22 protein-coding genes are annotated in these 20,117 nt (G+C 68.0%); 10 read left to right on the top strand and 12 right to left on the bottom strand.

Going from position 1 to position 20,117, the window contains the following annotated elements:
* Positions 1-103: 103 nt before the first annotated feature.
* Both AC5RVD_RS04425 and AC5RVD_RS04420 read right to left on the bottom strand, forming a co-directional pair.
* On the bottom strand, positions 104-1,753 hold the full coding sequence (locus AC5RVD_RS04425) for a catalase (RefSeq protein WP_494126131.1): 1,650 nt from the start codon (positions 1,751-1,753) through the stop codon (positions 104-106).
* Positions 1,754-2,118: 365 nt separating this feature from the next.
* Positions 2,119-3,345 (bottom strand): MFS transporter, encoded by a 1,227-nt coding sequence (locus tag AC5RVD_RS04420; RefSeq protein WP_494126130.1) that lies wholly within the window; start codon positions 3,343-3,345, stop codon positions 2,119-2,121.
* 226 nt (positions 3,346-3,571) lie between these two features.
* Here AC5RVD_RS04420 and AC5RVD_RS04415 point away from each other — a divergent pair, with 226 nt between their 5' ends.
* Entirely contained in the window at positions 3,572-4,051 is a 480-nt protein-coding gene (locus AC5RVD_RS04415) for a TetR family transcriptional regulator (protein WP_494111819.1), read from the top strand.
* 133 nt (positions 4,052-4,184) lie between these two features.
* Here AC5RVD_RS04415 and AC5RVD_RS04410 read toward each other — a convergent pair whose 3' ends face one another.
* The gene (locus AC5RVD_RS04410; protein ID WP_494111924.1) at positions 4,185-5,120 is read right to left on the bottom strand and encodes an NADP-dependent oxidoreductase; all 936 of its coding nucleotides are present in this window, start codon (positions 5,118-5,120) and stop codon (positions 4,185-4,187) included.
* Between the two features lie 251 nt (positions 5,121-5,371).
* On the opposite strand from AC5RVD_RS04410, the gene AC5RVD_RS04405 reads away from it, so the two are divergent.
* Positions 5,372-5,998 carry a malonic semialdehyde reductase gene (locus AC5RVD_RS04405; RefSeq protein ID WP_494111820.1) on the top strand — a complete coding sequence of 209 codons (627 nt, stop codon included), beginning with the start codon at positions 5,372-5,374 and terminating at the stop codon, positions 5,996-5,998.
* Between the two features lie 125 nt (positions 5,999-6,123).
* Here AC5RVD_RS04405 and thiD read toward each other — a convergent pair whose 3' ends face one another.
* The gene (gene thiD, locus AC5RVD_RS04400) at positions 6,124-6,957 is read right to left on the bottom strand and encodes a bifunctional hydroxymethylpyrimidine kinase/phosphomethylpyrimidine kinase (protein WP_494111821.1); all 834 of its coding nucleotides are present in this window, start codon (positions 6,955-6,957) and stop codon (positions 6,124-6,126) included.
* Between the two features lie 119 nt (positions 6,958-7,076).
* Positions 7,077-7,529 (bottom strand): hypothetical protein, encoded by a 453-nt coding sequence (locus AC5RVD_RS04395; RefSeq protein ID WP_494111822.1) that lies wholly within the window; start codon positions 7,527-7,529, stop codon positions 7,077-7,079.
* Positions 7,530-7,753: 224 nt separating this feature from the next.
* On the opposite strand from AC5RVD_RS04395, the gene AC5RVD_RS04390 reads away from it, so the two are divergent.
* On the top strand, positions 7,754-8,461 hold the full coding sequence (locus AC5RVD_RS04390; RefSeq protein ID WP_494111823.1) for a queuosine precursor transporter: 708 nt from the start codon (positions 7,754-7,756) through the stop codon (positions 8,459-8,461).
* Here AC5RVD_RS04390 and AC5RVD_RS04385 read toward each other — a convergent pair.
* Positions 8,428-8,664, bottom strand: a complete 237-nt coding sequence (locus AC5RVD_RS04385) for a hypothetical protein (protein WP_494111824.1) — start codon at positions 8,662-8,664, stop codon at positions 8,428-8,430. The genes AC5RVD_RS04390 and AC5RVD_RS04385 overlap by 34 nt on opposite strands.
* Positions 8,665-8,985: 321 nt before the next feature.
* On the opposite strand from AC5RVD_RS04385, the gene AC5RVD_RS04380 reads away from it, so the two are divergent.
* The 3 genes from AC5RVD_RS04380 (at position 8,986) to AC5RVD_RS04370 (ending at position 10,640) form a co-directional block, all read left to right on the top strand.
* Entirely contained in the window at positions 8,986-9,696 is a 711-nt protein-coding gene (locus AC5RVD_RS04380; RefSeq protein WP_494126129.1) for a TetR/AcrR family transcriptional regulator, read from the top strand.
* Between the two features lie 234 nt (positions 9,697-9,930).
* Positions 9,931-10,326: a GNAT family N-acetyltransferase gene (locus tag AC5RVD_RS04375; protein WP_494111826.1), complete on the top strand. Its 396-nt coding sequence runs from the start codon at positions 9,931-9,933 to the stop codon at positions 10,324-10,326.
* A complete protein-coding gene (locus AC5RVD_RS04370; RefSeq protein WP_494111827.1) occupies positions 10,323-10,640 on the top strand; it encodes a hypothetical protein in 318 nt (105 codons plus the stop codon). The genes AC5RVD_RS04375 and AC5RVD_RS04370 overlap by 4 nt, the downstream gene beginning before the upstream one ends.
* A 127-nt stretch (positions 10,641-10,767) precedes the next feature.
* On the opposite strand, the gene tgt is transcribed toward AC5RVD_RS04370, so the two are convergent.
* Entirely contained in the window at positions 10,768-12,027 is a 1,260-nt protein-coding gene (gene tgt / locus AC5RVD_RS04365; RefSeq protein ID WP_494111828.1) for a tRNA guanosine(34) transglycosylase Tgt, read from the bottom strand.
* Between the two features lie 258 nt (positions 12,028-12,285).
* Here tgt and AC5RVD_RS04360 point away from each other — a divergent pair, with 258 nt between their 5' ends.
* Positions 12,286-13,344, top strand: a complete 1,059-nt coding sequence (locus tag AC5RVD_RS04360; protein WP_494126128.1) for an FUSC family protein — start codon at positions 12,286-12,288, stop codon at positions 13,342-13,344.
* A gap of 38 nt (positions 13,345-13,382) precedes the next feature.
* Here the strand turns inward: AC5RVD_RS04360 and AC5RVD_RS04355 are convergent, their stop codons facing one another.
* Complete coding sequence (locus AC5RVD_RS04355; RefSeq protein ID WP_494126127.1) at positions 13,383-14,159, bottom strand: SRPBCC family protein; 777 nt, start codon at positions 14,157-14,159, stop codon at positions 13,383-13,385.
* A gap of 54 nt (positions 14,160-14,213) precedes the next feature.
* On the bottom strand, positions 14,214-15,122 hold the full coding sequence (locus AC5RVD_RS04350; RefSeq protein WP_494126126.1) for a DUF6707 family protein: 909 nt from the start codon (positions 15,120-15,122) through the stop codon (positions 14,214-14,216).
* A 363-nt stretch (positions 15,123-15,485) separates the two neighbouring features.
* Between AC5RVD_RS04350 and AC5RVD_RS04345 the strand changes: the two genes are divergently transcribed.
* Positions 15,486-15,737: a hypothetical protein gene (locus AC5RVD_RS04345; protein ID WP_493988763.1), complete on the top strand. Its 252-nt coding sequence runs from the start codon at positions 15,486-15,488 to the stop codon at positions 15,735-15,737.
* A 63-nt stretch (positions 15,738-15,800) separates the two neighbouring features.
* On the opposite strand, the gene AC5RVD_RS04340 is transcribed toward AC5RVD_RS04345, so the two are convergent.
* Together AC5RVD_RS04340 and AC5RVD_RS04335 are read right to left on the bottom strand one after the other, a co-directional pair.
* A complete protein-coding gene (locus tag AC5RVD_RS04340; RefSeq protein WP_494111833.1) occupies positions 15,801-16,340 on the bottom strand; it encodes an NUDIX hydrolase family protein in 540 nt (179 codons plus the stop codon).
* A 152-nt stretch (positions 16,341-16,492) separates the two neighbouring features.
* On the bottom strand, positions 16,493-17,221 hold the full coding sequence (locus AC5RVD_RS04335) for a VOC family protein (protein WP_494126125.1): 729 nt from the start codon (positions 17,219-17,221) through the stop codon (positions 16,493-16,495).
* A gap of 79 nt (positions 17,222-17,300) precedes the next feature.
* On the opposite strand from AC5RVD_RS04335, the gene AC5RVD_RS04330 reads away from it, so the two are divergent.
* The gene (locus AC5RVD_RS04330) at positions 17,301-17,894 is read left to right on the top strand and encodes a YdeI/OmpD-associated family protein (RefSeq protein ID WP_494111835.1); all 594 of its coding nucleotides are present in this window, start codon (positions 17,301-17,303) and stop codon (positions 17,892-17,894) included.
* 43 nt (positions 17,895-17,937) lie between these two features.
* Here the strand turns inward: AC5RVD_RS04330 and AC5RVD_RS04325 are convergent, their stop codons facing one another.
* Positions 17,938-19,176, bottom strand: a complete 1,239-nt coding sequence (locus AC5RVD_RS04325) for a glycoside hydrolase family 76 protein (RefSeq protein WP_494126124.1) — start codon at positions 19,174-19,176, stop codon at positions 17,938-17,940.
* 163 nt (positions 19,177-19,339) lie between these two features.
* Between AC5RVD_RS04325 and AC5RVD_RS04320 the strand changes: the two genes are divergently transcribed.
* Positions 19,340-20,116: an SDR family NAD(P)-dependent oxidoreductase gene (locus AC5RVD_RS04320; protein ID WP_494126123.1), complete on the top strand. Its 777-nt coding sequence runs from the start codon at positions 19,340-19,342 to the stop codon at positions 20,114-20,116.
* Position 20,117: the final 1 nt, after the last annotated feature.

Below are 20,117 nucleotides of genomic sequence, written 5' to 3'. Positions count from 1 at the left end.
CCGGTGCGGCGGCAGGCCGCCGGAATTCGTGCGGGATTCGGAAGTTGCCTCAAACATCGCCGCAGGTCAACGGCCGCTTGATGCTGCAGTTGCGGGGTGAAGGCTACCGCTCCACCTTGACGCGTTCGTTGGGCACGCAGTGCGTCATGGTCAGCCCGGAGACGTCCCGCGGCCCGTTCTTGCCGAGGTTGGCCATCCACTGCTGCTCCGCTTCGGTGAGGTTCTGGCTGGCCAACGGCCCAAGGTCCTTCACCTCGTCCAGCGAGATGCCGATGCCGCCGCCCACGCCCGCGCCGAGCTCGTCCGCGATCATGTAGAGATGCCAGAGCATGCGTTCCTGAACGGGCCTGTCGCACTGGGACAAGGCGTTGGTCAGGTTGGTGATCAGGTCCTCGCGCTCCCAGCCCTCTTGCAGGTAGAACCGCTGGCCGGCCTGCAGGTAGTCGTTGGTCCGCTCGATCCGTTCCCGGGTCAGCCGGCCGCTGATCTCCGGCCCGATGGCGTGGTGGTAGCCGGAATCCTTCTCCGCCTCCTGCAGTCCGCCGGTGATGGTGGGCTCGTAGTTCACGTGCGGGTTCTGGCCCGGCGCCGTGTCCACAAAGTGCGTCAGCTGGCCGTCCCGCTGGTTGGTGGCCACCGGCACCTTCGGGCTGTTGACCGGCAGCTGCAGGTAGTTCGGGCCTACCCGGTGCCGCTGGGTGTCGCTGTAGGAGAACGTGCGGCCCACCAGCATCTTGTCGTCGGAGAAGTCCAGGCCGTCCACCAGCACGCCGGTGCCGAACGCAATCTGCTCGCTCTCGGCGAAGAAGTTCTGGGCGGTGCGGTCCAGCACCATCCGGCCGACCGGCTGGGGCGGGAACTGTTCCTCGGGCCAGACCTTGGTATCGTCCAGCGGGTCGAAGTCGAGTTCGGGATGCTCGTCGTCGGACATCATCTGCACCACCAGCTCCCACTCGGGGTAGTTGCCGGCTTCGATGGCGTCGTACAGGTCTTTGGTGTGTGAGCCGAGGGTCTGCGCCTGCAGGTTCGCGGCGTCCTCGGCGGTCAGCGACTTCACGCCCTGCTTGGGCATCCAGTGGTACTTCACCAGCACCGTCTCGCCGGCAGCGTTGACCCACTTGTAGGTGTTCACGCCGAAGCCCTGCATGTGCCGGTAGTCCGCAGGGATGCCGCGCGGGCTGAAGACCAGCATGACCATGTGCATGGATTCGGGGGACTGGCTGAAGAAGTCCATCGCCCGGTTCGGCACCGACGCCTCGAAGTTCACCGGATCCGGCTTCTGCGAGTGGATGAAGTCGGGGAACTTGAGCGCGTCGCGGATGAAGAACACGCCCAGGTTGTTTCCCACCATGTCCCAGTTGCCGTCCTCGGTATAGAACTTCACCGCAAATCCGCGCGGGTCGCGGGCCACCTCCGAGGAATCACGGCCGCCGGCCACGGTGGAAAAGCGGATGGCGAGGTCGGTTCGCTTGCCCGCTTCCTGGAACAGCTTGGCGCGGGTGAACTTGGAGATCGGCTCGTCCCCCCACTTGCCGTAGGCCTCGAAGTAGCCGAAGGCGGTGATGCCGCGCGCATGCACCACGCGTTCGGGCACGCGCTCGCGGTCGAAGTGGCTCATCTTCTCCAGGAACTGGTAGTTTTCCAGAGTCGCCGGGCCGCGGGCACCGACGGTTCGCGTGTTCTGGTTGTCGTAGACCTTGTGGCCCTGGCGGTTGGTCAGGGGCTGGTCCGGGGACTGGGCCGCATCGGTCATGACTGATCACTCCTGTGGAAAAGGGGATGGCCGCTTGCCGTGATTCCAGCTTCCTCCTCGGCCGGGGCGAGGGCAAGAGTCCGACGGCGGTGCGCCACCGCTGGACGAATTCCGCGTCGGGTGGCAAGGGTGGCAGGGGTTCGACGGCGGCCCACCGGACTTCGCTGGGAATGGCTGGCATTCGCGCCTCCGGCGTTCCTCGCTCCCAGGTTTAGGCTGCGGCTCCTGGCGTTTCGCCTAGTCAGCGCGCTTTAGCTGTCGCCAAAGATGGGCAGATAGTCCGATACTTGGGAGCGAACACGCCGGACCCGAGGTCCACGCCGGCCCCCGTAACCCGGCCCCGCAGCCCGGCCGCATGCGCGGGGTTACCGGTGGGCGAAGCTGAGCCCCAGGCGTTTCTCGCTCAAGTACAGGCTCAGGCCGATGCCCAGGGCCGCGAACGTGCAGGTCATCCACCAGGTGGACTGCCAGCCGCCGGTGACCGTGGCCAGCCAGGCGACGATGGCCGGGCCGGTGAAGTTGCCGACGTTGAAGATCTGCTGCATCAATCCCATGGCGGCCGGCGGGGAACCGTCCGCCGGCGCCAGGTCCACGGCCATGCGGGTGAGGGTGGACGGGATCACCGCGCCCACCATGGAAAACAGCGCCACACAGGCGAACTGGGTGGCCATGCCGCCCGGCGCCACGTTCCAGTCGATGCCGAAGGTGAGCACCGTCGTCGTGCCCATCAGGATGAAGGTGGGGATGATCAGCAGGCGCGGAGGGACGCCGCGCTGCAGCAGGGGAGCGGTGCCAATGGCCCCCAACGCGTTGAGGCCGCCCACCACCGCGGACAGGATGCCCGGCCAGATGCCGGTGACCCCGTTCTGCTCGTAGATGGTGGGCAGGAAGCCGACCACGGCCATCCACTGGACGGTGTAGCAGGCGAACACCACGCCGGCGATCCACGGCTTGCCGGACCGGACGGTGCGGCCGATGCGACGGGTGGCCGCAGGCAGGCCGGAACCGCCGCGCGCCGGGTCCTGCGGCACGAACTTCAGCACCAGCGGGATCGGTATGAGCGTCAGGGCGGCCATGATCCACCACCACGTGTGCCAGCTTGTGGCCTGCAGGATGAGCGCGCTGGCCACCAGGCCGGCGAAGGTCGCGAAGCCCTGGTACGCGCTCCAGAAGCCGACCGCCAGGTTGACCCGGACGCCGGGAGTGTTCGCGCGGATCAGCCCGGGCGCCACCACCGTGGTCAGCAGGAAGCCCGCGCCTTCGAGGGCCCGGCAAGCCATCAGCAGGGCGGCCGAGTCGGCGAAGCCCCCGATGACCGATCCGATGATGAGCAGCCAGAGGCCGGCGAGCAGGCAGCGGCGCGCGCCGATCATCTCCGCGAGCAGGGATACCGCCAGGCCGCCGACCATGCCGGCCACCTGCACCACTCCCAGCAGCACTCCGGCCTGCACCAGGGACATGCCGAGCTCGTCCTGGATGACGGGAATGGCGGAAGGCAGCTTCCAGATGTGCATCGCGGCTGTAACGCCGGCGAGAACGACGACGATCCATGCCGCGTCGGCCCGCGGCCGGACGGCGCTGGTGGTGGCCACGCTGCTCCTTCCCCGCGGGAGTTGATTAGTTGCCTGTACAGACTATCCGCGGCGCGTGACGGGGTGACGCGCGGCACGTAAGACGGGCTCCGGCATCGTAATAGTTGACTACGATGTGGGCGGAGCCGGGCGGGAGCGGCGCACAATACCGAGGGGCGGCAGCGCCGCGCCGCGGTGGATAGACTGGCCAAGGCGGCAAACCCGCCGGGAACTACGGGAGGGCAACATGTTCGAACCTGGGGCGCCGATCGACGAGGTCGAGCGCGACGTCGAGGCGATCATCATGGAATTGGTGCACGAGCTGGGCGAGCGTGCCGACGCCGATCCGGAGCCGCTGGGCGCCGAGGAGCGCGCCTACATCGCGGCGTTTTCCGACGCCCAGGCCAACAACGACCGCAACCAGACGGCGTTGCTGTCCACGGCGATACGGCAACCGAACCTGGCCGAATCGCTGGTCTACCTGAACCAGCGGCTGGACCGGCAGGATCTTGACCCGCGCGAGCCCGTTGGCATCATCGGGATCATCGTCAGGCTGGCGATGGACGGGCTGTGGGTCTCCGACATGCTGGACAGCACGCGGTTCCGGCCCGAGGACCGACGCCGGATCACCGACGTCCTCACCGGCATGACGTACCTGACGGACGCGCGGCTCAAGGAACTGCTGGCCGAGCTGGCGCCGCAGGGCCGGGCGTCGCAGAAGGACTGACTGCGCCGACTGCGCCGACGGGCCCGCCCGCAGCTTAACCGCTGAGGGCGGGCCCGTCGTCGTGAGGGGTCCAGGCGTCCGTGTCGTGGTCGCGCTGCCTTCTACGGCGTGACCCCTTATTCGGCGTTGCCCTTTAGCCGGCGTGTCCCGCGAACGTTGTCAGCACGATCTTGCCGGAGGCATGGCCTTCCTGGCTGTAGCGCATTGCGTCCGCGGCCTGGTCCATCGAAAACGTGCGGGCAATGTCCACGGTGAGCTTGCCGGCGTCGGCCAGTTCGCTCAGCCGTGCGAGCTCGGCGCCGTCGGGACGTACCCAGATATAGTGGCCGCCGCGTTTGGCCGCGGTCGGATCGGCGATCGACGCGTGCCGTCCGCCGTTGCGCAGCATGGCCAAGGTGTCCTCCAGGACGCCTCCCACGAAGTCCGCGACGGCGTCCGCGCCCTGCGGGGCGAGCCCGCGCACGCGGTGCACCAGCCCGTCGCCGTATTCCACTGGCTCGGCCCCCAGGTCCCGCAGCCGTTGGTGGTGTTGCTTCGAGGCGGTGGCGATGACCCGGAGGCCGCGCTCGACGGCGAGCTGGATGGCAATTCGACCGACTCCGCCCGAACCGTTGTGGATCAGGAGCGTCTCGCCCGTTGCGGGGGCCAAGGCGTCCAGGGTCCGTTGTGCCACCATGCCTGCAAGCGGCAGGCCGGCTGCCTGCTCCCAGCTCAGCGATTCCGGCTTGCGCGCCACCATGGATACCGGCAGCGCCACGAGCTCCGCGTACGTGCCGCCGCTTACGGTGTCCCGGCGGCCGTAGGCATAGACTTCGTCACCGGGCGTGAATTCGGGGGTGTCCGGTCCTACTTCCTCGACGACCCCGGCCACGTCCCAGCCGGGGATCACCGGGAAGTGGACGTCCAGCATCGAGTCCAGTCCGCCGGACATCACCTTCCAGTCCACCGGGTTTACGCTGGCTGCCTTGACCCGGATAAGCACCGAACCCGGTGCCACCTTCGGCCGCGAAACCTCTGACTGCTCCAGCACCTCCGGCCCGCCGTAACGGGAGTAGGTCATGGCCTGCATGGTCTTAACCAACGAATGCCGCCTTCCTGTTTCGCTCCACCCTAGTCGCGGGCTGCGGTCTTGCCTATGCGACAAGGGCGCACGGAACGGGGCATGAGCTCCCGCAGGCGGCCACCATTCAGGCGTGTCGGCATGCCTGCCCCGCGGCCGAGAGGGCCGGAGGCGTAACGAACCTCACAGGCCGGCAGGAAATTCCGGCGTGGAGAGGCGGTGTTCAACCCTGTAGACCCATCCCTCAACTAAGGAGTCACATGAGCGTCGAAACCGTTGACGTCAGCCTGGAGAACGAACTGTCCGTGGACCGCGAGGCCGCGAACCAGCTGTTCCTGGAAGCCCGCACCGCGAACACCTTCTCCACCGAGCCGGTCTCGGACGAGCAGCTCGCGGCCATCTATGAGCTGGCCAAGATGGGCCCGACCATGATGAACAACCAGCCGCTGCGCATCACCTGGGTCCGCTCCGCCGAGGCCCGCGAAAAGCTGGGCGCCCGCATGGCGGAAGGCAACCGCGCCAAGACGCTGACGGCTCCGATGGTCGCCGTGCTCAGCTACGACGCCGACTGGCACGAGCACTTTGAGACGTTCTTCCCGCACGCTCCCGAGCGCAAGGCAATGTTCGACGACAACGCCGAAATGCGTGCAGAGGTCGCCAAGAACAACGCGTGGCTGCAGGCCGGCTACTTCATCATGGCCGTCCGCGCCGTGGGCCTGCACGCCGGCCCGATGGGCGCGTTCGACGCCGCCGGCATCGACGAGGACTTCAACGCCGGTACCTCCCACCGCACGTTCATGGTGGTCAACGTCGGCACCCCGGGCGAGAACCCCTGGTTCCCGCGGCTGCCCCGCCTGGGCGCGGAGATCGCCGTCCAGACGGTCTGATTCCGTCAACCGCTGACGACGGCGGTGCCCACCACCGGAGGCTTGCGGGCTTCCCGGGGAGGGCGCCGCCGTCGTCGTTAATAGGCCACCTGGCCCGGAAGCGGGCGCGCGCCGGGGTGCGCAGGTCAGGACAGCGCGGCGCCGCCCTGCCAGAGTGCGTCGAACGGTGCGTTGGAGGAAACCCGGGCCTTGATGCCCTCGGTGACGAAGTCCTTCGCCGTTTTGGCGGCCTGCAGCGGGGTGGCTCCCTTGGCCAGTTCGGCCGTCACCGCGGCGGCCAGGGAGCAGCCGGCGCCGGAGACGGCCACTTCGCCGACCTTCGGCGCGGACAGCACTTCGAGCGTCTCCCCGTCGTAGAAGACGTCCACCGCGTCCGGGCCGGCCAGGCGCACGCCGCCCTTGGCCAGTACCGCGGCGCCAGAGGCCTCGTGGATGATTTTGGCGGCCCGTTTCAGGTCCTCGACGTCGTTGATCGTGATCCCGGAGAGGGACTCGGCTTCGAAGTGGTTCGGGGTGACAAAGGTGGCCAGCGGCAGCACCTGCGCCTTGAGCGCCTGGTCCGTGTCCAGCGCGTGGCCGGGTTCCTGCCCCTTGCAGATGAGTACCGGGTCCAGCACGATGTTGTCCCATTCCTGGTTCTGCAGCGCCGCCGCGACGGTGTCGATGGTCGCGGGCGAGCCGAGCATGCCCAGCTTGACCGTCTTCAGCGACCCTTCATAACAGGTTTGGATGGCCTCCAACTGATCGGCGATGACGCCGGCGTCCACCGGGACGAAGCGGTGGTTCCAGTTGTCCTTGGGATTGAAGGACACGATGCAGGTCAGGGCGGTGATGCCGTAGGTGCCTAAAGCCTGGAAGGTCTTCAGGTCCGCCTGAGCTCCCGCGCCTCCGGTGGCTTCGGAGCCGGCGATGGTCAGCGTGATGGCGGGCCGCTTGGTTTCGGTAGTGGAAACAGACATGCGCCCATTTTCCACTGACACGCCCTCAGGCTCCTAATAACGACGGCGGCGCTCACCGCCGGGGTGAACCAGCGGGGCGCTGACGGGGAGCAGGGGGACGCCCTTGGGTTCGCGCCGGCTCAGCGGATGTCCACCATCCGCCACACGCTGAACCGGCCGATCGCCGCGGCCAACCCGATCAGCGCCGCCAGTTCCAGCGTGCCGAGCGGGTCGCCGCTGGAGAGCGAGACCAGGATCAGGAACGAAGCCGCCGTCATGACCGCGAAGAACGCCAGCACGTGCAGCCATTGGTTGGCCACCGGCCGGAGCAACATTCCCAGCACGAAGGCGATGGGCGCGCCGATGACCAGGCCGACGCCGCCGGCGTACAACCCGACGACCAGCGCCAGGAGTGCCGCCGAGGCGAATTGGTGCCAACTCAGCGGACCACCGGCCAGGGTGAGCAGCAGGGCGCCCAGCGCGAACACGGAGACGGCCACGAGGAATCCGACCACGAAGGCCGCGAACCCGAACGTCACCCGGTGGCGCGGGTTGTTGTCCTCGAAGTCGTCGGGTTCGGGGTCCTCGCTCATACAGCCAGAATAGGACGGCGGCGGCCGTGGAGCAGCGGGCGGCGCAGGTGCGGGAGAATGTGCCAGTGGGACAGGCTCGTGCAGGAAAGCCCCGCGCGCATGGGAGAATGGTTGGCGGTCCGGGTGGCAGACGGACCACTAGTGCTAATACAGCGGACGTTTCACCAGGTCACCGGGAGGTGCGAAACGTTGCGCGAACCACTACTACGAGGGTGAACACCATCATGACTGAACTGCAATCCCGCGCGCCTGCCCGTTTTGCCTCGATCGGCAGCCCCTACTTCGGCATCATGCTTGCCGTCATGGCCGTGGTCCTGATCCTGTCCAACATCGGCGCTTCCAAGGGCGTTGCGCTGGGTCCCATCGTCACCGACGGCGGATTTTTCCTGTTCCCGCTGGCGTACATTCTGGGCGACGTGATCAGCGAGGTCTACGGCTTCAAGGTGGCGCGGAAAGCCATCCTCACCACCTTCGCGCTATCGGTCTTCGCCTCGCTGTGCTACTGGGTGATCATCGCGCTGCCCGGCTTTGACGACGAGTTCGGGCAGATGAAACAAGAGGCTCTCGAAGGTGCGCTCGGCCCGGTGCCGCTGATCGTGCTGGCCAGCCTTTTGGGCTTCCTCGTGGGCCAGACGCTGAACTCCTGGGTGCTGGTGCGCATGAAGGAGCGCTGGGGTGAACGCCGGCTGTGGGCGCGCCTGATGGGTTCGACCGGTGTCGGCGAATTCGCGGACACTCTGATTTTCTGTTCCATCGCCGCCTCCGTGATCGGCATCGGCGATGTTCCCACGTTCATCAACTACGTGGCCGTCGGCTTCATCTACAAGACAGCGGTGGAATTCCTCTTCGTTCCCGTCACGACCGCTGTCATCGGGCGGGTGAAGAAACGCGAACCGTCCTACACGGGTGCGCCGTCTTCTTCCGCAGGCTGATCCTCGGCGGCGAGCGCCGGGACGCGTTCACTGAGCTCCGTCGGAGACAAGTTCGCTGCCCCGCTGATCTCCTCCGGGGCGGCCCCGGCCTTGAGCGCTTCGTCGATGGCAGAGTCAAGAATCGTCTCCGCCTGATCCATTTCGCCCTGCAGCGTTTCTACCGCTGCCGAGGCGGTCCAGACCTGTTTCAAGTGCTCATCCATTGCTCTACTTCCTATCTTGCCGAGGGACGAATCCCGCCCGCAGGGCATGTCAGCATCGGTGATGCGGAGTCCGGGGCCCCGGAAGGCCCAGCTTACAATGTAAGACCTTAGGAATCGAGCCCCGCCGCCGATTTTCTGGCGTCTCCTGCCCAAAACTTTTCATACTTCGGCCAACGGCGGCAAAACCGCGGGTTACCGCGGAAAATCAGGTACTTCCGGTACCGAATTATCCGGCCCGCCCAGGGGCTCAGGCCGGCGGGCGGGAGGACACGGTGAAGCCCGGCGCGTAGGCTGGGGCGCGAATGCAGGAGGGAGCGGTCAATGGTCGAACCCGAACAATCTTCGGCGGCTGATGCGGGCCACGGCGGCCACGACAGGCAGCGACTGGATCGACAGCGGATCCTGGAGGCTGGCGCAGCGTTCATTGAGCAGCACGGGGTCCGTCAACTGAGTATGCGGCGCCTCGGTGCGGAGCTGGATGTCGAGGCCATGTCGCTTTACCGCTACGTCCCGTCGCGGGAGCACCTGCTCGACGGCATCGTGGAGAAAGTGGTCGACGAGCTGTACAGGGACCCGGAAGTGTATGTGGAACCCCGCCACGGGTGGCAGGACTACCTGCTGCGGCTTGCCCACGGGCTGCGCCGGCTTGCCGTTCAGCATCCGCAGGTGTTCCCGCTGATTGCCACCCGCCCGACCGAGGCCCCCTGGGTGCAGCCGCCCCTGCGCAGCCTGAAGTGGGTGGAATCGTTCCTCAAGGCCATGACCGGCGCGGGCTTCAGCAACGAACAGGCCGTGGAGGCCTACCGGGCCTTCAGCAGTTTCCTCATTGGCCACTTGCTGCTGGAGGTGGCTGCGCTCGGTGCCGATATAGGGCCGGTCGAGGAGGGTACGCCGCCGCCCGGCCAAACCGACCTCACCGACTATCCGCTGCTGCAGAAACTGCAGGGCCTGCTGTCCCAGGACCGCGCCAAGCAGGAATTCGAAGCTTCCCTGGATTGGCTCCTTGAGCGCCTGGACAGTCAGCTGACCTGATCGCGGACACGGTCCGCACCTTGCCGCTGCCGCGCTTCCGGCGTCGTGCTTCATTGCCTCCGCGGTGAAGCAATTTAGCTGCGCCACTTTGCAGATTGATAATAAGCATGCTTTGCTTACATCGTAAGCATGATTACCGTTCAGGCCGGCACCGCCGGGTCTGAGGTTCCCAGCCAGGGGAGCCGGTCGCGTCACGACCGCACCTTCGGTTGGAGACGCTAAGTGAGGAGAGGCATGCAGGTAATACGCAACAACTACGACGCATCACGCTTCGACGCCTATGTGGACGGGGAAGTGGCCGCGTCGCTGCAGTACAAGATCCAAGACGGCGAGATGTGGCTCCTCCAGATTGACGAAGACCGCTGGCACCGCGGACTGGGCCTCGCCGGCGACTTGGTGCGCCGGGCACTCGTTGAAGCGCACCGCCGCCGGCTCCGGGTGCTGCCGTTCTGCCAGGAAGCCAGGCAGCAAGTGTTCAACCATCCCGTATTCCTCCGGCTGGTACCGCAGGAACAGCGCAGCCGGTTCCACAAGTCATGGGCCCTGGAGGGCAAGGCCGGCCGTCGTCGGCGCCGTGCCTCCACCGGCGCACTCCGAAGTTCCACGGCGCCGAAGGCTGCGGCCCGATGAGTGGCAAACTCAAGGTCACGGTCCGGGTCGACTTGGAGTGTTCAGCCGCGCACATCGAGGTACGCGGGCGCGTCGACGAGCGGAACGTTTTGGCCGTCTACTCATTGGCCAAGCGGGCGAACTCGCTGGCCGCGGGACTCCAGATAACCATTGACCTGCAAAATGCCTCCGTGGACGGGGCAGTCCTGGCATGCCTGCAAGAGTGCGCGGAGGCCGGAGCACTGCCCGCCCATGCCGATCCCGGGCAGGCCGACTGCCGGCTGAAGATCCTGGCTCCGAGTACGGAGCTGGCCGACGTGGCGTTGGCTGCCTGACACAGGCGCGCGCCCAGACGCGGAAGGCCGCCGTCGTTCTCACGGAAACGACGGCGGCCTTCCGCGTGCCGGGACCTGTCCCAGCCTCGGGCCTGCCGGGGCCCTGTCCCGGGCACGTCCGGGCAGATCAGGCGTAGTAGCGGCCCAGCACCTCGGCCTTGAAATCAAAGAAGGAACCGCTGTCGATTGCCAGCCGGGCATCGTCGACCAGCTTCACGGTGAAGCGCTCGTTGTGGATGGAAATCAGCGTGTGGCTGACCATCTCGTTGGCCTTGTACAGGTGGTGGATGTAGGCGCGCGTGTAGTTCGCGCACGTGTAGCAGTCGCAGCCGTCCACCAAGGGAGTGAAGTCCAACTTGAACCGCCGGTTGGACAGGTTCTTGCGCCCGTCGGGCGTGTAAAACGCGGAGTTGCGCGCCACCCGGGTGGGGGAGACGCAGTCGAAGGTGTCAGCACCGTTCTCGATCGCGGTGAAGATGTCGTCGGGTTCGGAAATGCCCAGCAGATGCCGGGGCTTGTCCTCGGGTAGCTCCTCGGTGCACCAGCGCACGATCGTGCCCAGGTTCTCCTTCTCCAGCGCGCCGCCGATGCCGAAGCCGTCGAAGTTCATTGCTCCGAGGTCGCGGCAGGCCTTGCGCCGCAGGTCTTCGTACTGGGCGCCCTGAATCACCCCGAAGAGCGCCTGGTACGGCCGGTGGGAGCGTTCCTCGGTGAGCCGCTCGTGCTCGGTGACGCACCGCTCGGCCCACCGCCGCGTGCGTTCCAGCGACTCCTCCTGGTAGCCGCGCGAGTTCATCAGCGTGGTCAGCTCGTCAAAGGCGAACATGATGTCGGCCCCCAGCTGGTGCTGCACCTGCATGGAGATTTCCGGCGTGAAGCGGTGCTTGTCGCCGTTAAGATGCGACTTGAACCAGACGCCGTCGTCGTCCACATGGGCCAGGCGTTCCTTGCCCGGTGCCACCCGGTCATCGGAGCCGCTGCCTGCCGCGGCCGCGTCCATGCTGATGACCTTCTTGAACCCGGAGCCCAGGCTCATCACCTGGAAGCCGCCGGAATCGGTGAAGGTGGGTCCGTCCCAGTTCATGAACCTGCCCAGCCCGCCGGCCGCATCGAGCACCGCCGCCCCGGGCTGCAGGTACAGGTGGTACGCGTTGGCCAGCAGCGCCTGGGCGCCGAGCTCCTTCATCGACTCGGGGAGCACGGCCTTGACCGTGGCTTTGGTGCCGACGGCGATGAAGGCCGGGGTCTGGATCTCCCCGTGCGGGGTGGTGATGGTTCCGGTGCGGCCCTGGAATTCGCCCCCGTTGTCCTCCACTTGGGCGGGTGAGGGGCTGGAGGTGTCGGACAGGCGGCTGCCGACGCGGAAGGAAAAATCAGACTGGGGCACCCCACCATTTTGCCTTACCGGGCGGCGGCCGGACTCCGGGGCCAGCGTGCGGGGGCCGGGGTGCTGGGTGCGGGGGCGGCGGCATGGCTGTCCCGAGCCTCCGCCGCCGTCCGCGCCGGGATCCTCGGCCGTGTGGCCGGGCCAACACCGGCATGTCGGGTCTCCCACAGGATGACGGTTGCTTCGGCAAGCGTCCTAGGCTTGAGAAGAGGCCTTGCTGCAACGTAGATACAGTGGGCAACCGAAGGGGCGGACAGAATGCTGAAGCAGCACGTGCGCGAGTTCTTCCGGGTGGGCCCGGCACGCCAGGACCATATCGTGGCCACGCGGTGCGGTCTAAGCGTGGGCCTGCCGCTGCTTGCCCTGCTGGCGTTCGGCCGGTTTGACCTGATGGTTTTCGCCGCCTTCGGCGCCTTCACGGGGATCTACGGCCGCGGCGAAGCACACGGCTCCAGGCTGCGGCATCAAGGCCAGTTCGGCGTCCTGATCCTGTTGGTCATGTTCCTCGGCGCGCTCACTGCCCGGGCCGACCCCGGGCCGTGGGGGATCGTGTTCGGCACGACCGCGGTGGCCGGGCTGTGGTCCCTGGCTGTCAACTACTTCCGGCTGCGGCCGGCTGGGGTCATCTTCTTCACCTTCGGTTATGCCGCCATCGGCTCGATTCCGCTGACGGCGCCGTTGTGGCAGGCCATGCTGACCGGACTGGTGAGCGTGGGGCTTGCCATGCTGATCGGGATCAGCAGCCGGTTGGTGCCGTCCTGGCGGACGTCCATGGCGCCGCCGCCGAAACAGGAGCTGACGGCCGAACACTGGCGGGAATTCGGGGTGGAGGCCGCCGCGAATGCCGTGGCGGTGTTGGCGGCCGGGACCCTCGCCACCATCGTGGGGCTGGGGCACAACTACTGGGCGATGGTGGCCGCGGTGGCCCCGATCGCCGGCCCCAGCCTGGCCCAGCGGGTGAACAAGGGCGTGCACCGCATCCTGGGCACCTTTGCGGGCGTGGCGGTGGCCGGGGTGCTGCTGGCCCCGCATCCGGCGCCGTGGGTGCTGGTGCTGATGGTGGTGGTGCTGCAGTTCGCGGCCGAGATGTTCGTGCTGCGCCACTATGCCCTCGCACTGATCTTCATCACGCCGTTGGCGCTGATCATGACCGAGCTCGCTGCCCCCACGGATCCGCAGGAGCTGATGGTGGACCGGGCCTTGCAGACCGCGATCGGTGCGCTGGTCGGGCTGAGCCTGGTGTACCTGATGCACCAGCGCACCGTGCGCATGAAGAACCGGCGGCGGTTCCAGCGCAAGCACCGAGGCGAGGGATGAACGGTTCCCCGGCCGCCGCCCGGCCGGGGGCGGGTGGTCTATTCGACGACCGGCCCCGCGGTGCTGCCGGGTACCAGCGGGTCGGCGCCGGGCAGCGCGGCGCTGCGCCAGTTCTCCCAGGCATCCCGGATTTCAGCGAGCCGCCGGGCACCCAGGCCATAGCAGCTGATCAGCACCTGGCAGCCTCCCTCCGGCCGGCCCTCCGGGTGCGGCGGCGTCGTCGCAACAATCAGGAGGCCGCCGCCATGGTCGGCGTAGGAATCCACGGTCAGTCCGAGCTGGCGTTCCGACCGGAACCACACCTTGCCGGACAAAGCCTCGCCGGTGGCCAGCGTCGTGGAGTACGGCTCGTCCGGCTCCGGCAGGTTGTCGAGTCCCAGGCTGGCGAGCAGGCCGTCGGGCGGCAGTGAGTCCGCGCCGAGGTAGGTGGTCTGGCGGGAGTCGTTGGGGTGCCGCTCCAGCGCGAACCGCAGCTGCTGCAGGAAGGTCAGCCAGCCTTCGGTGACGTCCTCCCACCATTCGTCGGACTTCTCGCCGGACTCCCGGCCGCGCTCGAGGGTGAGCCGGACGCCGTCGCCCACCGGGTCCAGGATAAAGGCATCGCCGTTGCTCAGGGTGAGCCGTTTGTGGTCTTCGGATTCGGTGGCACCGGTGAAGTAGATCTCGCGGATCTCCTCGTCGAGGCCTTTCATGTCCCAGCCGTGCCATTGCGCGATGGACTTGGGCTCGCGCAGCATGACCCAGACTTGGCGGGCGTCCGCATTGATGTGGACGCTCAGGGGATCGGTTGCCGGTTCAACACCGCTATCCGTCATGCGGCCGACTTTACCCGCGGGCCGCAGGGGTGGCCAGAGTGTGGCCCTGCGTACCTAGGAGTTCCGCTGCTGGGCGTCCAGCGCGCGGATCGCCACCAGTTCGTTGCTGATCCGGCGGTCCAATTCGACCGGTTCCAGGGTCTCGGATCCGCCGTGCGCGCGCAGGTACAACAACGAGCTCAGTCGGAGTTCGCGCCACTCTCGCTCCAGGTCGCGGTCGGCGGCGGCCATGGCGCGGTGGATCTCTTTGTCATAGAGGTTCGGCTCGTTCAGCTGGCGCTGGCGGACCTCCGCGTTGACCTTCGCACGGAAGGGGTCCTCGTCGGAGTCGTCCGGGGTGCGCAGCGCCTCGGCCAACCGCAGGGCTTCCTGCTGGTCATCCTCGTCGCCGGACTCCCGCAGCATGTGGGCGGCCATGGCCAGCGTCGACTCGATCCATTTCCACCGGCCGAAGTTCCCGTCGAACGGCTGGTCGATGATCAGCCGGCAGACCGTGAGCGCGCGTTCCCGGTCGTCCAGCTCCACGAAGAGAATATGGGCCAGGTCCCGCACATCCTGCAGGTGGCTGCCGGCCTTGGTGTTGAGGCCGCGGCTCAAGCGGGCGGCCAGCCCCTGGACCCGGGCGTTGCGTGCGTGCGCGCGCGCGACCTCGACCACCACCGCCTCGGGAGTGCCGTCCTCGGCCGGAATCAGTTCCAGTTCAGCCAGTGCCAGCGCGCCGGGCAACGGGGCGGGCCTGCGGGAGGAAGCGACGCGGATGCGCGAACCGTGGGCAATGCGCACCTTGCTGCCGTCTTCCAGCGTGGCCAACACCAGCGCCGGTGTGCCGAAATCGTCGGGTACGACGGCGGTGCTTGCCACCGGCGCCGAGTGCTCGCCGGAACGGGTCAGAAACCGGGAGCCGGCGGCTACTGCCTCGGCCTTGACATGGTGGATGTATGTCTCGGCCTGCTGTTCCGTCATGGGTAAATCCTTAGTCACGCTCGCGATCGTCTGAACAGTATATGAATCCGTTATCTTTCCGGGGGGAGGCTAGGCCCGGTGTCCAGTATGCCGACGTGATGAAACGATGGATTGTGAGCGGAGTCTCACGCGCTTCCCATCGCGGGAATAGGAACGCTGCGCACTGGCGTTGGTTTCCGCATCGGATACCGCGGGCCCAAAAAAATCGGTATCCGGCTCGGGATCGAGGACCGAAGATGACCGCGATCGCCGATAGCGTCCAAGATATCGAAAAGTTCCTTCCGGAACCGTCCCTCGTCAGTTCTTCCGACGAAGTACCTCACGCACAGCAGCCCTACATTCTTGTGAAAGCTGAATACAGCCATGAGCATTATTCTTGCCCCGGAGGCCCGCCTAGGCGAAGTGCCGACGCACGCCCCCGTTCATCCCGAGCAGTTCCGCAGCAGGAGCCGTCTGACCGTTCTGCTGCGGGCCGCGGGCACGGTCCTGACGGATCTTGCCAACCGTCGCAGCCAGCGGCCGGTCCCGCTGAAGCGGCTGCGCTACCAGGACCAGCACCGGGAGCAGTCCCGGGACCTGGCCGCCCAGATGTACGCCTGGATGCTGCCGAAGTAGGCGGGGGCGGTCAACCCGTCCCCGCCGACGGCCAACCCGTCCCCGCCGAGGCAGGACCGGCGGTCAGCGGCACCAGCCCGCGTGCGCCAGCGCCTGGCGCAGCAGGTTGCCGCGGCCGCCGATGAATTCGGACTGGACCGCCTGGCTCAGCGCATCTTCCGGCGTCATCCAGCTCAGTTCCAGGGCATCCTGACGCGGGTTGCATTCTCCGGTGACCGGGATGACGTAGGCCAGGGCCACGGCATGCTGCCGGTCATCGGTCAGCCCGGTTTCGGACGGCGACGGGAAGTACTCCGCCACCGTAAACGGCACCGGGCTGGCCGGCAGCTGCGGTAAGGCCAGCGGCCCCAGGTCCTTCTCCAGGTGGCGCACCAGGGCGGCACGGACCGTCTCGCGGTACATCACCCGTCCGGAGACGAACGTGCGCACCATCTCGCCTTCGTCCGATGCCTGCAGCAGCAGGCCGATTTCCGTCACGTACCCCAGCGAGTCCAGCCGCACCGGCACTGCCTCTACATAGAGCATCGGCAGGCGTTGCCGCGCCTCGTGCAGATCCTCGTGGGACAGCCAGCCGGGATACGGGTCGGGAGTGCGTACGCTCATGTACTTGTTCTACCGCACCGCTGCGACGCCAGTCACGCAGGCCGCCTTCCACGGCGCGTCCGTTCCACTGCGGGGCAACCACGGCCGGACCCGCCCGAACCGCGGAACCGCCGGTCCCATCAGGACCGATGCGTCGGCGGCAGGGGGCGGTTTCAGGCCGAGTCGTTTCGCGGGGCGCTGAACCGCAGACAGCCTCCGCCGGCAGGATTCGCGCCGTCCGGATGCCCCACCAGAAGGATGTGCCGGCCAGCCTCGTCCGCCAAGGAGCAGCCGTAACCGGCCGCGGTGAGGCGTTCCCGCAAGGCGGGCAGGTCGTCGTCGTACTCAAAAGCCAGCCCGAGATGCTCCGCCCCGCCGTGCTGCACCGCGACCAGCCCACCGTTCTTCGCCGCGAAGTCCGCCCGGTCGCCGGCATCGCCGCCGAAGCGGGGACGCGCGCCGATCCCGCGGAGGGTGGCCGCGGTACCCCGCACGTCCGGCGTCACCCAGACGGGCATGACGGACAGCGCCGGATCCGGCGGGTTCTGCCCGGCAAAGTGCCCGGACGACGGCGCGGCGGCCTTCGCCAGGAAGCTGAGGCCCGATGGTGCGGTGACCCGCGCGGCCAGGCCGTGGGCGCCCTCCTCGATCTCCGCCCGCGTGCCGTCGGCCACGGTGCGGAGGACAAACTCGTCCAGGTCACGGACCTCGAAGCCCAGTTCCAGGCGGCCGTCGGCGGCGTCGCCGGCATCGGCCGGGCACAGGTCCAGCCGCCCCGAGCCGGCGTCGAACTCCAGCCGGGCGCCGCCGTGGTCGGCCACGCAGGCCAGCCCTGCCGCGGTCAGCAAGTCCCGCCACGGACCGATGCGGGAGGTGGTCAACACGGGGCGGACGCGCAGCATCTGGGTTCTCCTTTGGGTCGGCACGCGGCGATACCAAAAAACTACTGGACGACGCGGCGCTGCCGTGCTGCCATAGGGCATGCCTGCTGAGCTTCCGGAGTTACTGGTGCCAGACGCCGCGGCGTGGCGAGCCTGGCTGGAGGAGAACCACGCCTCGTCGGCGGGCGTGTGGCTGATCCTGAGCAAGAAGGGCGGCACGGTGACCGCCCTCGATTATGCTGCGGCGCTGGACGAGGCGCTGTGTTTTGGCTGGATCGACGGGCAGGCCCGACGGCGAGACGCGGAAAGCTCCTTCCAACGCTTCACCCCGCGGACGAAGCGCAGCATCTGGTCGCTGCGGAACGTCGGGTACATCGAGCGGCTGGAGCAGGCCGGCAAGATGCACGAGGCCGGCCGTGCGGCGGTGGCCGCGGCGCAGGCCGACGGCCGCTGGGAGAAGGCCTACGCCGGTCCGGCCACCGCGGAGGTGCCCGAGGACCTGGCCGCGGCGATCGCCGCCGTCCCGGAAGCGCAGGCGATGTTCGAGGTGCTCACGTCGCAGAACCGCTTTGCGCTGATCCACCGGTTGGCCCAGCTGAAGACCGATGCCGGCCGGCAGCGCAAGATCACCGGCTTCGTGGAGATGCTGGCCCGGCACGAAGCACCGTATCCGCAGCAGAAGAAACCGTCCTGACGGCCGGCCGAACGGCCGGCAGGACGCGCGGCCCGGCCGCCCGTCATTCGGCCAGCGTGGCGGCGGCCTCCAAGGTCATCCAGGCTTGCAGTTGGGTGGACAGTTCGACGCCGGCGCCGGGCCCGGGAGCCGCGGCGGCAGGAACCGCGGGGTCGGGGGAGAAGACCAGCACCTCCCAGTTGCGGTGGTTTTCGATGGCCCGCCCGTCCCAAAAGCCTTGCGCGGTATCGAAGACCATCCGCGCGGCCAGTTCGCGCGCCGGGTCCGGCAAGCGCTCGGACCGGGCGGCCAGGGCCAGGTACCGGGCCAGGATCCCGGTGAACAGGCCGCCGTCGCCGGCGCCGTGCGTGCGCAGGACGAGTTGGCCGCCGGAGCCGGCTGTCCCTGTGGTCGCGGCGGTTGTGCCCGCGGCGGCCGGGCCTGTGGTGGCCGTGCCCGCGTCGGGGGCTGCATCCGGTGGTGTCGAAGGCCCTTGGACCAGACTGGCCGCGATGCCGTGCACCAGTTCGGTTGCCCGCCTCAGATCGGCGTCCCGGCCCGTTTCCAGCAGTGCCCCGAGCACCGGCCCCTGGTTGTAGGTGTAGATGTCGTCCACCAAGACCGGCTGCCCGCCCGAGACCCGGACGCCGTCGAGGTACAGCCGTTGCCCGGGCGCATACATGGTGGCGTCCAGCCAGTCCAGGAGCCGGGCGGCCTGCTTCCGGTCGCCCGCGCGGGCCAGGTAGAGGGCCGCCGGTGCCGTTGCGGGGGTGTTTTTGAAGTCCCTGGCGGTGTTCCAGAACAGGCCGCCGCCCAGGTCCGCGGTATGGGCCGATTCCAGCTCGGGCAGCAGGCGGCGCGCGGCGGCCCTGTTCCGGAAGCGCGGTTTGTGCGCTGCGGCGGCCAGCGTGTTCAGCCGTTGCGCGGCCAAGGCCAGCCAGGCCATGTCGTCGTAGTAGGAGTTGGGGAAGCGGAAACCGTTGCGCCATCGGATCGTGCGCAGCAGTCGCGCCGCGAGGCGGCCGGCGCTCGGCCCGTTGCCGCCGTCGTAATGCTGGTCCCGGTGCAGTTCCCGCCACCCGGCATCCACCAGGCAGTCCAGGAAGTGGGCCTGCCACCAGTAGTGCCATGGCCCGGACTGGCCGGGGGAGGGCCGGCGGACCGCGCCAAGCACGGTGAACGGAAGGCCCAGCAAGCGCTGGTTGAAATGACGGACGACGGCGATGGCGGCCTCGTCCGCGCGTCCTGCCGCCAACGCGGAGTTGGGCGGGCGGAAGGCTCCGCCGCCGGGCAGGGTGGGCATGTGGACCAGCCTAGCGGCGAATCGGGGGAGGCGCAGGCCGGAATCTGCCCGACCGGGCCCGCCGGTGCCTGGGCTGTGCGCCGGGCCACATTAGGCTGAGGTGTGCAGTGCCGCCGGGAGGCCGGCGGTCGGGACGAGCGTTGAGGACCCTGAGGAGGATTCAGTGGAGGTTGCCGGAACCGTAGCGTTGATCACGGGCGGAGCATCGGGGCTGGGGGCCGCGACGGCCCGCCGGTTACATGCTGCCGGAGCGTCGGTGGTGCTGATGGACCTGCCCGGCTCGAAGGGGAAAGAGTTCGCCGCGGGACTCGGAGACCGGGCCGTGTTTGCCCTCGCGGACGTGACCAGTGAGGACCAGGTGCAAGCGGCGGTGGACCAGGCCGCGGCGCTGGGACCGCTGAGGATCGTGGTGAACTGCGCCGGTGTCGCCACACCGGGCAAGGTGCTGGGCTGCGACGGGGTGCTGCCGCTGGAAGCGTTCACCAAGGTGGTACAAATCAACCTGGTCGGCACCTTCAACGTGATCCGGCTGGCCGCCGCCGTCATGGCCGCCACCGAACCGGTGGAAACCGAACTGGGAGGGCCCGAGCGCGGCGTCATCATCAACACCGCCTCCGTGGCGGCCTTCGACGGCCAGATCGGCCAGCCCGCCTACGCTGCCTCCAAGGGCGGAGTGGCGGCCATGACGCTTCCGCTCGCGCGGGAACTGGCGCGCTCGCTGATCCGGGTGGTCACCATCGCGCCGGGCATCTTCGAGACGCCGATGATGGCCGGGCTGCCGCAACAGGCGCAGGACTCGCTGGGCCAGCAGGTGCCGCACCCGTCCCGGCTGGGGCGGCCGGCCGAGTACGCGGAGCTGGCCGCGCACATCGTGGCCAACTCGATGCTCAACGGCGAAACCATCCGGCTGGACGGCGCGATCCGGATGGCCCCCAAGTAAC

It is taken from the genome of Arthrobacter sp. THG-b23, assembly GCF_059091265.1.
This window is presented reverse-complemented; position numbering and strand designations above follow the sequence as displayed.